This window comes from Elusimicrobium minutum Pei191 (assembly GCF_000020145.1).
GTDB classification, from domain to species: Bacteria; Elusimicrobiota; Elusimicrobia; order Elusimicrobiales; family Elusimicrobiaceae; genus Elusimicrobium; species Elusimicrobium minutum.
In genome coordinates this window covers 289,080-300,613 of sequence record NC_010644.1, presented here as the reverse complement: position 1 = coordinate 300,613, position 11,534 = coordinate 289,080, and the positions used below count along the sequence as shown (strand labels likewise).

The window sequence follows — 11,534 nt, the reverse complement described above, 5'->3', positions numbered from 1 at the left end:
ATTTTTAGGATTTGCTTATATCGTAATATCTTATTATACCTATTTTGTTTAAAAAATCCGGCTCGTGAGAAACAGCTATAACAGCCGCAGGGTATTCGTTAAGCGCTTGTATGATATGGTTTTTTGTTTCTAAATCAACGTTATTGGTAATTTCGTCTAAAATAAGCAGTTTCGGCGTTTTGGCTGAAATAACGGCAAGTGACAGCCTTGCCTTTTCCCCTCCCGATAAAACGCTCACTTTTGAATTAACTTCTTCCTGCTTTCTAAATAAAAAATCATTTAAGAAATCACGCACTTGCGCATGGGTAAACCCGGGCAAAAGTTCTCCAACGGTTTCAAAAACTGTTTTATCAGGATTTAAATTTTTATAATGCTGATCCAAATAACCTATGTCCTTTTTACTAGGCACCGTCCAAAAACCCTGTTTTTTTACGGCAGGGTCATTTACAATGGCGCGCAAAATTGTTGTTTTGCCCGAAGCGTTATCCCCCGTTATGGCAATACGCTCACTGCCTGTAAGTGAAAAGTTTATATCACGTAAAATAATATCTTCATAACCCACCGCGCCGTCCGTAACAATAACAACGGCTCCTTTATCAACTTCTTCGGAAGTTAAGGAAAACTTTGGCTTAATTACGTCCGTTATATATAAAGAAGAAAGTTTTGAGTTAACATCATCTTGCCTTTCCTTCATTTCTTTGTTTTTCCTGCCCGCCGTATTTTCAGCCTGTCGTTTTTTGCCGCCCGCCACTATCGGCGCCCATTTTCCTGAAGAGTTTAAATTAATGCCATGTTCTTTTTTAGATTTAGCCCTTTTTTGCTCCTTCATCAAATCTTTATGGGCAAGGCGTTTTTCCTTTTTTAAATTTTCAAGCTCATTTTCAAGCGAATGCCTGTTAATTTGCATTTGGTTAAAATAGTCGTCATATTTGCCGTTAAAAATGTTTATTTGGCCGCTATCTATATGCCATAATGTATTAACGCTACCATTAAGCAGTTCAACATCGTGCGACACCATTATAAGCGTGCCGTAATAATGTTTTAACATGGCCATAAGAGAACGTCTGTTACGCAAATCTAAATGGTTGGTAGGCTCGTCTAATAAAAGGATATCTAGGTTAAGGGCAAGCGCCTCGGTAAGAGCTTTGTTAAAACGCTGCCCGCCGCTCAAACTATCATAATCCATTACCGTTTGCGGCACATAACCTATAACAATACCTTTATCTTTTAAAACTTCCCCTTCTGTTTGTTCCATAAGGCCTGAAATAATTTTAATAAGGCTTGATTTACCGCTTCCGTTACGGCCGATAATGGCAATACGGTCCCCGTAAAGTATGTCAGTATTAAAGTTTTCAAAACACACTTTTTCTTTAAAATATAAGGAAAGGTTTTTTATCTTCAGAGGTGTATGCATTAAGAAAATATTATACCTTTTTTGCTATATTTAATAGTAGGAGGACAATTATGAAACGCGTTATTATACTTATGATGGACTCTTTCGGCATAGGCGGAGCGGCCGACGCGGCCAAATTCGGCGATGAAGGCGCGAACACCTTAGCCAGCGTGGCAAAATTAAACAACGGGTTAAAAATACCTAATTTAATTTCTTTAGGCCTTGTAAAAGCGGCGGAAGCATCGGCGGGAGTAAAAATTGAAACAGGCCCCCAGCCGCCCGCGCAAGTTAACATCCCTTCCAAATACGGTTTTATGCGTGAGCAAAGCCACGGCAAGGACACTCTTTCCGGACATTGGGAAATGGCGGGCGTACCCGTCCTTTTTGACTGGGGTTATTTTAAGCCCGGTTATCCTTCCTTCCCAAAAGAGCTTATAGAACAAATTTGCAAAGAAGCGGGAATTGACAAAATTTTAGGCAATAAGGCAGCCTCGGGAACCGAAATACTTGAAGAACTTGGGGAAGAGCATATTAAAACAGGTAAGCCAATTTGTTACACTTCGGCCGACAGCGTGTTCCAAATAGCGGCGCATGAAAAACATTTCGGGTTAGAACGCCTTTATACTATTTGCGAAATAGCTTTTAAATATTTAAAACCTTATAAAATAGCGCGCGTTATCGCACGCCCGTTTGAAGGGGAGCGCAAAGGCGAGTTTAAAAGAACAAAAAACCGCCACGATTACGCTGTTAAACCGCCCGCACCAACAGTGCTTGATTTTTTAAAAGAAAACGGCGGCAATGTAATATCAATAGGTAAAATTAATGATATTTACGCCAAACAGGGAATAACAAAAGCCGTTAAAGCCAGCGGGCTTGAAGAGCTTTGGAACACTACTATTGAAGAAACCAAGAATGCGTCCGGTAATTCCATAATATTTACCAACTTTGTTGATTTTGATATGGTTTGGGGCCACAGGCGTGATTTTAAAGGTTACGCTGGCGGCCTTGAATATTTCGATTCAAGACTGCCAGAGCTGGCAAATATTTTACAAGAAGGCGACCTTGTTTTTATAACAGCTGATCACGGCTGTGACCCTTCTTATAAAGGAACCGATCATACCCGTGAAAATGTGCCCGCAATTATGTTTGGCAAAAATGTAAAAAACGGTTTTATCGGAGGGCGGGAAACTTATTCCGACCTTGGACAAACCGTGGCCGAATATCTGGGCATTACCAAATTAAATAACGGAACAAGTTTCTTATAAAACAAAAAAGCCCGCCTAAAGCGGGCTTTTTAATATTAAAATCTTAATTTATTTTATACACAAAAGACATAATGGCATCTTTTGTATGGTCCCTTCTGTAGGAAAAAAACATATCCTTGTTATGGCATGTGCAAAAGCATGGGGTGTGAATATTTTCCTGCTGCAAACCTTCCGCTAAAAGCTGCACTCTGACTTCGGCGCGCAAATCAACAAATATTTTACCGTCCTTTCTTATCACGGAAGAAGGCAAAAAATTACCCACAACATCATCCTTAACTTCAAAACAGCAGTCCTGGATATGCGGACCTAAAAAAGCGCATATATCCTTGCCCCCTTTTTCTTTTACCAGGCGGGCCATTTTTTGCGGCAGTTTAGCCACCACGCCGCGCCAGCCCGCATGGGCCAGCCCCACAACTTTGACTTCGCCGTCCCATATATAAAAAGGCACACAGTCGGCAGTTAAAATAACAGCGCCCGTAGCAGGCCTTGTAATAAGCCACGCGTCGGCGTTTAACAAGCTGTTTTTGGCGTTTTCAAAATCAGCGTCCGTATTTATCTCAACAACCCTATCGCCGTGAACCTGGTGAAAGCGGAGCATAGCCGCCGGATTAACGCCCACTTTGGCAAACACGGCGTTTTGGTTTTCAAACACGCGCATACTGCCAAAATCACGCCCTGTAGTTCCGTTTACAACGCCTAAAGAAAGGAGACGTTCATCCGCAAAAATATTTTTCATATTAAAATTTGTGTAAGTAAACTTTTTTGATTTTTGATTTTAAAATTGCGCCCGCTTTTTTGGCGAACAAATCGGGCGCGTCCGAAGCGTAAATTTTAACGCTGCCGCTGCCTTTTGTTTTAAGCATGTCTTTAGATTTTAAAAAACCCGCCGTTGCTTTGGAAATTGTTTCGGCCGAGTCAATTAAATTAACTTTAGACCCCATTATTTTTTTTATTAAAGTTTTAATTATAGGGTAATGAGTGCAGCCTAAAATTAAAGTGTCGGAGCCTGATTTTTTAACCGCTGACAGATATTCCTCAGCCACCAGTTTGGCGGCGCGGGTATCGGCCCAGCCTTCTTCAATAAACGGCACAAAAAGAGGCGTGGCGATTTCAAAAACTTTAACTTTTTTATCAAAAGCGTTTATAACTTTTTTATAAGAACCGCTGCTTACCGTACCGCTTGTGCCTATAACAGCCACTTTTTTGTTTTTTGTTTTGGTCACGGCGGCGTAAGCGCCCGCCTCAATAACGCCGAACACGGGAATGCTTAATTCTTTTTTAAGAGCTTCTAACGCAAAAGCGGACGCTGTGTTACAGGCCACAACTAAAAATTTAATATTCTGCGTTTCTAAAAATTTTGCTATTTCAAGCGAATACTGCAAAACCGTGGACTTACTTTTAGATCCGTAAGGTACGCGCGCGGAATCGCCGAAATAAATAAAATTCTCTTTAGGCAAATCATTTTGTAAAGCGCGCAAAATAGTAAGCCCGCCAAGGCCGGAATCAAAAATTCCTATAGGTTTATTATTCATATATATAGTATACCTCATTTAAAAAAACAATAAAAATAATAACAGGCAATTATAGCTTTCACGTAAAACGGGCTTCTAGAATGGACAAACACCGTTTTAATTTATATGATAATTTTAACGTATTTAAATTGGAGATTTTATGGAAAAAAGAAACGCAATATTTTTTGCCTGCAACCAACGTTTTTTATTTACTTTAGCGGTTGCATTATTAAGCCTTAAAAAAAATTCCCCCAAAGCGTTGGAAAACAGCGACGTATTAGTCTTCTACCAAGGTTTTAATGAACAAGATAAAGCGCTTTTAAACAAAATCCTTCCCTGTAAATTTTTTGAATATAAATTCGCCGTGGAAACAAATTTTGACCATATTAATTTCAAACACTTTTCACAGCTTACTTTTGCCCGCTACGAAATATTTGACATGCTTGACACATATAAAAAAGTTCTTTATATTGACGTTGACGTAATGATAGGCGGCGAACTTAATTATATTTTTGAAAATTACGGGGACAAAACAGGCGTTGCCATGTGCGAAGACACTCAAAAAGGCCTTACTCTTATTACCAAAAATTTTGTTAACCCCATGCCGCAGTATGATATGACGCTACCCTGCTACAACGCGGGCGTTACTTTATTTTGCGATAATATAAAAGACAGACAACATCTTAAAATGTGGTGTTATGAAAGAACCGCCGAATGGCTTGACAACCTTGTCTGCCCCGACCAGGGCGTTGTTAACGTAATGTTTCAGGAATTCGGCATTACGGTTGAGGTCCTGCCCGATATTTGCAACTGCCTGCCTTCAAACCCCAAGTATTTAGACAAACGCAGAAAAGACATTCTTATATATCACTGCGCGGGCGGCGGCGTAAGATTTTGGACATATACCTGGAATGCCCCCTGGCAAAAATTTTATAAAGAATATCTTGAACTAGGCGGAGCGCCGCACCCGGACAAAGAACATGCGTGGCTTAAATTTATAAAAAAATATAACTTACAGCGTTTTAGATTTTTTGACCGCTCCCCGGATCCGCAAATGCACCCGGCCAGGTTTTTAAAATACCTGCTTATCTATCCTTTTAAGTATGCGTTTAGAAAATATTAATAAAAAAGAACCTGTTAAAACAACAGGTTCTTTTTTACAATTCTTTAATTATCCGGGAATAAATGATATATTTAAATAAGAATAAACTGAAAACAAAAGGGGTTGAAGTATGACGGAAAAGAAAACAGTAAAAAAAGAAACGGCAAAAAAAGCCGCCGCGAAAAAACCTGCGGATAAAAAGGCTAAAACCGTTAAAACAGACAGCTTTATTGACTTGTTTGAGCTTAACAAAAACGATGTTTTGCTTGACCTCGGGTGCGGAAAAGGCGAATTTCTTAAAACAGCGGCAAAAACCACCGCTTTTGCCACAGGAATTGACTGCAGCGCCGAACATCTTACCGAGGCGCAAAAAGCGCTTCAAAAAACAGGCAACATTACTTTAATTGAAGGCTGGCTGCAAGACGCTTGGTTTGAAAACAATTCTTTTACTAAAATTACGGCTAAAGATGTTTTGCGAAGCATGAACAATCATGAAAAAGGCGTTTTAATTAATAAAGTAAGCAACTGGCTTAAACCGGGCGGTTTGTTTATTGTACAAGATATAATAACTTCTTTCGGCCTTCACAGAAAAGACGAAAGGCATGAAATGATTGAAGCCGAATGCAAAAAATATTACGGCAAAAAATGGCCTGAGCTAAAAGACAGTTTTTACCATGATCTTTATCACGCGCACCCGAGTGATTTGTCTTTAATGATGCACCATTTTTTATTTACGGGTTTTAACGTGCTGCAGATAATTAAGCACACTTCATGTGTTTGCACTATAGTAGCTCAAAAATAATAAAATCCCCCGTGTTCCGGGGGATTTTTAATTATCAAAACACCTTATTCCAACACTGTTTATAAATATTTTCAGGTTAATAAAAAACTCCTCATTGGAGGAGTTTTAAAATGGTGCCCAGTAGAGGGATTGAACCTCTGACCTTTCCCATGTCAAGGGTGAAGGCAAAATTCACATTTTTATGGTCTAATTCTAAATTGCATATCGAGAAAATTGATTTTTATTTGTTCAAAATTGTGTTGTCAAAAACTCAATCCTACCAACCGACCTGCCGACCTCTTTTTTTGCCGTTTTTTACCTATTTTTGGCACCCTTGAGCTTGTTTTAACTTACTTAATAATATTACTAAATCTTGTTTTTTCAAACACTATCTAAAATTATAAAGATCACAATTTTAATGCTGTCTTTATTTTTACACTATTGAAAGGAAAATAATTCCCTCCATCATTAACATTTTATTCACACCTTCGCCTTTTTTGAACTTCATATACTGTTGAATAGTTTTTAGGTTCTTATTGCTTCTGCGATATTGCTTTTCTTTTTCCCGCTCTTCATCGCTAGGTGTTGAAAACTTGAGAAGCAAGGCCTTGAGCGGAACAACAAAACCCGAAAGCATGCGCCTCCCCTAAGACAGCAGAACCGGAAGCCGGATAAAAGATATCCTGGCTTACTCTAGGCCGTGCAAAGACATAAAACTCTATACAACAGCTATTAATTTAAAATGATAGTACAAAACCAATTGTTTATCTGATTCTATAATACAAATAAGTTCCTTCAGTGGCTAAAGGACCGAATGTTTTACATAAGGAAATAAGATAAGTTGAGTTTTTGCTTACTTTACAATAGACACAGTCCCCGTTTGGGCACTGTGCTGCCGCATAAGAGCCTCCATATGCCATTATTAATAAACCGTTTTTTTTATTTTTTATCTCAAAGCGGCAGTGATCAGCAATACTATAAGTTACGGTATATTTGTTTGTATCGATATTTAAATCAATATCTAAATCATCTGCTGACGGTGCGCATACTCCGTATTCCAAAAGATATCTTTGGTTTGCATCGGAAAAATTTTTAACAATTCCAATAGCTTCGACAGCTTTAGATTTGTCCACCGCTTTTGTGTACATCGGAAGCGCTATAGCGGCAAGTATGCCGATGATAAGGACAACAACCAAAAGCTCAATGAGCGTAAATGCACGATTGTTCAGAAGTTTGCTGAAGTGAGCGGTGCATGAGGGAATAAGGCTTAAAGATTTGCTTTGGTTCATAAATTTAATTCCTGTAAAATTAATTATAGATACACATTGTAGTAAAAATATCTACTGGAAAGATAGTGTACACTATTTTACTGCTGTTGAGAAAGTTTCTTTTATTTATAATCCAATAATTAGGGTATTGCCAAAAACACAGGGAAAAACTACAAAATAGAGTGAAAAACAGGTCTTAGAAGCAGCCTTCACTTTCAACCTTTAAAATAGCAAAACCCTCTATTTTTATTTATTAGAGGGTTGCTTTTAAAATGGTGCCCAGTAGAGGGATTGAACCTCTGACCTTTCCCATGTCAAGGGAACGCGCTACCGCTGCGCCAACTGGGCTAAAAAATCTTAAATTTCAATATATCTTAAACTAATAGTTTAATTGTTTTAACACCTGTAGCGCGTTACTTATTAATACGCTCGGCAAGTTTGCCTCGCTTTTCGCTGCGCCAACTGGGCTAAAATCTTGTTAACTATTGATATATTATAACACATTTTAAAGTTTGCTGTAAAACGCAGGTTTCAAAACAGGCTTTAATGAATATATTTTTATATAATAAATGTAATAAAAAGCAAATAAAGAAAAAAAAGGGGACGATATAATGAAAATTCATTCTTTTAACGTACAGCCTAATTTACCGGAAAATATAAAATTTCTTGAAGAATTAGCGGATAATATGTGGTTTAGCTGGAATTGGCAGGCTATTTTACTGTTTTTTAAAATAGACCCCGCCCTTTGGAATAAGAGTAAACGCAACCCCAAATGGTTCCTTGGCGCTATATCCCAAAAAAGATTAGAAGAAATAAGCAACGATACCGAATTTGTAAACCATTTAAATAAAGTTAAGGAAGATTTTTATAAATACAAAGAATCATCAGGTTGGTACCATTCCAACAAAAAAGAAGGGGAAGAAAACTTTTTAACAGCATATTTTTCAATGGAATACGGCATTGGCGAAGGCCTCCCCATATACTCGGGCGGGTTAGGCATGCTGTCCGGCGATCATATGAAAAGCGCAAGCGATCTCGGACTACCTTTAATAGGGGTAGGTTTGTTTTACCAAAGAGGTTATGTGCAGCAGGTTTTAAACCGCGACGGCTGGCAGACTGAGGCCTACCCGGAAAACGACTGGGCGCATATGCCTGTTGAAAAAGTTAAAGACGCTCAAGGCCAGGATCTCAGGGTTTCAATTGAACTTGGTAAAGACATTATTTACGCCGCTCTTTGGGCTGTAAGCGTAGGGCGCATAAAGCTTTATCTGTTAGACACAAACCTGCAGGAAAACGCGCACGAGTTCCGTACAATTACCGAGCAGCTTTACGGCGGCGACAGAGAAAACAGAATCCGCCAGGAAGTGGTTTTAGGTATAGGCGGCGTAAAAGCTTTAGCCGCAATGGGCATTAAACCTACCGTTTTCCATATTAACGAAGGGCACTCAGCTTTCCTTCTTTGCCAAAGAATAATCGATATTATGCGTGAACGCAATTTACAGTTTGCCCAAGCGGCCGACATTGTATGGTCAACCTCCGTGTTTACAACGCATACGCCCGTTATCGCCGGCAATGAGCATTTTGACCCGGCTTTAGTACGTAAATACATGGAAGTTTACGCGCAGAAAATGGGAATAAGCTGGGATGAGTTTGTATCCCTTGGTAAAGATGAACCAACCTCCGCTACATTTTGCATGACGGTACTTGCGTTAAAACTTTCGGCCTATGATAACGGCGTTTCCAAACTCCACGGGGAAATTTCCAGGGAAATGTGGCAAAAAATTTGGCCTACTTTGCCCGTAAAAGAAATTCCCATAACAAGCATTACCAACGGGGTACATGTATCAAGCTGGTTAAGCCACGAGCACAGCGAACTTTATAAAAAATACAGTTTTAACGATAGAGATATAAACAGCGTTGATATAACTGACAGAAATACATGGAGCGGCGTTGACTCCATTCCCGCCAATGAATTTTGGGATGTGCATAATATAAGAAAAGATAAGCTTATAAATATGGCCCGCTTGAGACTAAAAAAGCAGCTTCAGCGCTATGGCGCTGATGCTACCCAAATCAACAAAGCCTCCAAAATATTAAAGCCTGACGTTCTTACAATAGGTTTCGCCCGCCGCTTTGCCACTTACAAACGCGCCAATCTGTTATTTAAAGATTTAAACAGGCTTGATAAATTGATTAACAACCCAAAGCAACCGATACAATTTGTTTTCGCCGGCAAAGCGCACCCCGCCGATATTGAAGGCAAAGAGTTTGTTAAATATATATCCAACATACAGGCTGACCCCAGATTCGCGGGCAAAATAATTTTTGTTGAGGATTACAACATGAATTTGGCCCGCTACATGGTTCAGGGTGTTGACGTTTGGCTTAACAACCCCATAAGACCTATGGAAGCAAGCGGAACCAGCGGCATGAAAGCCGCGGCTAACGGCGCTTTAACCCTTTCAGTATTAGACGGGTGGTGGGATGAAGTTGGTCCCTGTGATTTCAGCTGGTCAATAGGCGGCATTGAACATTATAAAACACCTGATGAAAGGGACCTTGTGGAATCGGAAGCTATCTATAACATTATTGAACAGGAAATAGCCCCTTTATTTTATGAAAGGAATGAAGATAATGTGCCTGAAAAATGGGTAAGCTATATGAAGCAGTCTATTAAAACAATAGCGCCTTTCTTTAACACGCACCGCATGGTTTGCGAATACTATGAAAGATTTTACTCACACGCGCATAAGCACTTCAACATTCTTTCCGACAATAAAAAAGTGCAAGACATAGGCGAAAGAAGAAAAGTTATCGCCGCCAATTGGTACCGTGTAAACATTACGGATATTTCACCTAAACTCGAAACGGAAACAAAGATAGGCGATACAATTACTCTGCGCGCGAGAGTGTTTTTAGGAGCGATACCCGCGGAATATGTAAACGTGCAAGCCGCGATAGGCGTAAGAGGCACAACCGGGGACCTTATTTCAGGCCAATTAATTAACATGACGCAGACAGGCAAGGAAGAAGACGCCTTAATCTACGAAACTGTTATAAGACCGGAAAACAGCGGCCGACAGGATTACGCGTTAAGAATATTGCAAAATATTCCTTATCTGCCTAACCAATATATGCCTTTGTATATCAGTTGGGAAAACTAAATAAATTCTGCCAAGCGCGGGACACACTGTCCCGCGCTTACTTATTTAAAAAATTATGAATATCGTTTTAATCAACCCAGAAATTCCTTTTAATACCGGTAATATCGGCCGCTCTTGCGTGGCCACGGGCACAAAACTCCATCTTGTGGGCAAACTCGGTTTTAAAATAGAAGATAAAGAAATAAGAAGAAGCGGCCTTGACTATTGGGTAAACTTAGATTATAAAACTTACAAAGATTTTGACGGATTTTTATCTTCCGTTGAAAATAAAGAATCCATGTTTTTCTTTTCCACAAAAGGCAAAAAAAGTTTTTGGGATATAAAATATCCTCCGGACAGCTACCTTATTTTCGGAAGCGAGTCCTGCGGTTTTCCCAAAGAGATTTACGAAACTTATAAAGAAAAGCTGTTCACAATACCTATGACAGGGCCGGTAAGATCTTTAAATCTTTCCACCAGCGCCGGAGTCGTTTTATTTGAAGCGTTAAGACAGCAACGCTAATCTATTCCAAAAAATACATATCTTTATTATTAGAGTCGGTGTGATTAAATTTTGCGCCCAAACTTTTGCATATTTTGGCGGACAACGCATCCCCTTGAGAGACACGGCAGTCTCTTCTGGAACTGACAAAATAATTACAATGAGTAACCGGTATTTTTGTTCCGCCGACGCAAACAGTGTTGTGCGGAACAAGCATGACAGAAACAGTGAAATCACCAACCTTATATACACTGTTGCCTGAGGAATAAGCGCCCCCGGAAGGAAGCTCTATATCTAAAGCGGTTTAATCATCTGTATATGTGCCTGTTTGCATAAAATATATTTGTTCGGAATTTCTTATGGCGGAAGCTAACAAAACAAGCTGCGTAAAGCGTGATTTTGCCACAGCCGCGTTGTATTGCGGCAAAGCTATAGCGGCAAGTATGCCTATAATAAGCACAACAACTAATAATTCTATTAATGTAAAGCCTTTTTTATTCATTTTTTACTACTTTTTTTATAATATCAAAAAAATATTTTTTTGCAATTTATATTTATAAAAACTTCTT

Annotated in this window: 11 protein-coding genes and 1 tRNA gene; 5 read left to right on the top strand and 7 right to left on the bottom strand. The window is 39.2% G+C overall.

The window, feature by feature from the left end; genetic code table 11:
* Window positions 1–4: 4 nt before the first annotated feature.
* Window positions 5–1,414, bottom strand: coding sequence for an ATP-binding cassette domain-containing protein (locus EMIN_RS01425; RefSeq protein ID WP_012414457.1), 1,410 nt, complete (start codon window positions 1,412–1,414; stop codon window positions 5–7).
* A gap of 50 nt (window positions 1,415–1,464) precedes the next feature.
* On the opposite strand from EMIN_RS01425, the gene EMIN_RS01420 reads away from it, so the two are divergent.
* Window positions 1,465–2,658, top strand: a complete 1,194-nt coding sequence (locus tag EMIN_RS01420) for a phosphopentomutase (protein WP_012414456.1) — start codon at window positions 1,465–1,467, stop codon at window positions 2,656–2,658.
* 43 nt (window positions 2,659–2,701) lie between these two features.
* On the opposite strand, the gene pgeF is transcribed toward EMIN_RS01420, so the two are convergent.
* Window positions 2,702–3,394: a peptidoglycan editing factor PgeF gene (gene pgeF, locus EMIN_RS08010; RefSeq protein WP_012414455.1), complete on the bottom strand. Its 693-nt coding sequence runs from the start codon at window positions 3,392–3,394 to the stop codon at window positions 2,702–2,704.
* Window position 3,395: 1 nt separating this feature from the next.
* On the bottom strand, window positions 3,396–4,190 hold the full coding sequence (murI, locus tag EMIN_RS01410; protein ID WP_012414454.1) for a glutamate racemase: 795 nt from the start codon (window positions 4,188–4,190) through the stop codon (window positions 3,396–3,398).
* A 139-nt stretch (window positions 4,191–4,329) separates the two neighbouring features.
* Here murI and EMIN_RS01405 point away from each other — a divergent pair, with 139 nt between their 5' ends.
* Both EMIN_RS01405 and EMIN_RS01400 read left to right on the top strand, forming a co-directional pair.
* Window positions 4,330–5,292 carry a glycosyltransferase family 8 protein gene (locus EMIN_RS01405; RefSeq protein WP_012414453.1) on the top strand — a complete coding sequence of 321 codons (963 nt, stop codon included), beginning with the start codon at window positions 4,330–4,332 and terminating at the stop codon, window positions 5,290–5,292.
* Window positions 5,293–5,401: 109 nt separating this feature from the next.
* Entirely contained in the window at window positions 5,402–6,073 is a 672-nt protein-coding gene (locus tag EMIN_RS01400; RefSeq protein ID WP_012414452.1) for a class I SAM-dependent methyltransferase, read from the top strand.
* Between the two features lie 412 nt (window positions 6,074–6,485).
* Here EMIN_RS01400 and EMIN_RS01395 read toward each other — a convergent pair whose 3' ends face one another.
* The 3 genes from EMIN_RS01395 to EMIN_RS01385 all read right to left on the bottom strand — a co-directional run bounded on the left by EMIN_RS01395 (window position 6,486) and on the right by EMIN_RS01385 (window position 7,668).
* Complete coding sequence (locus EMIN_RS01395) at window positions 6,486–6,689, bottom strand: hypothetical protein (protein WP_012414451.1); 204 nt, start codon at window positions 6,687–6,689, stop codon at window positions 6,486–6,488.
* Window positions 6,690–6,816: 127 nt separating this feature from the next.
* Entirely contained in the window at window positions 6,817–7,341 is a 525-nt protein-coding gene (locus EMIN_RS08985; RefSeq protein ID WP_012414450.1) for a type IV pilin protein, read from the bottom strand.
* A 252-nt stretch (window positions 7,342–7,593) separates the two neighbouring features.
* Window positions 7,594–7,668: transfer RNA gene (locus tag EMIN_RS01385), tRNA-Val, on the bottom strand.
* Between the two features lie 263 nt (window positions 7,669–7,931).
* On the opposite strand from EMIN_RS01385, the gene glgP reads away from it, so the two are divergent.
* Window positions 7,932–10,484 (top strand): alpha-glucan family phosphorylase, encoded by a 2,553-nt coding sequence (gene glgP, locus EMIN_RS01380; protein WP_012414449.1) that lies wholly within the window; start codon window positions 7,932–7,934, stop codon window positions 10,482–10,484.
* Between the two features lie 55 nt (window positions 10,485–10,539).
* Window positions 10,540–10,986 (top strand): tRNA (cytidine(34)-2'-O)-methyltransferase, encoded by a 447-nt coding sequence (locus EMIN_RS01375; protein ID WP_012414448.1) that lies wholly within the window; start codon window positions 10,540–10,542, stop codon window positions 10,984–10,986.
* A 283-nt stretch (window positions 10,987–11,269) separates the two neighbouring features.
* On the opposite strand, the gene EMIN_RS09340 is transcribed toward EMIN_RS01375, so the two are convergent.
* On the bottom strand, window positions 11,270–11,467 hold the full coding sequence (locus EMIN_RS09340; RefSeq protein ID WP_052545803.1) for a type IV pilin protein: 198 nt from the start codon (window positions 11,465–11,467) through the stop codon (window positions 11,270–11,272).
* Between the last annotated feature and the right edge of the window lie 67 nt (window positions 11,468–11,534).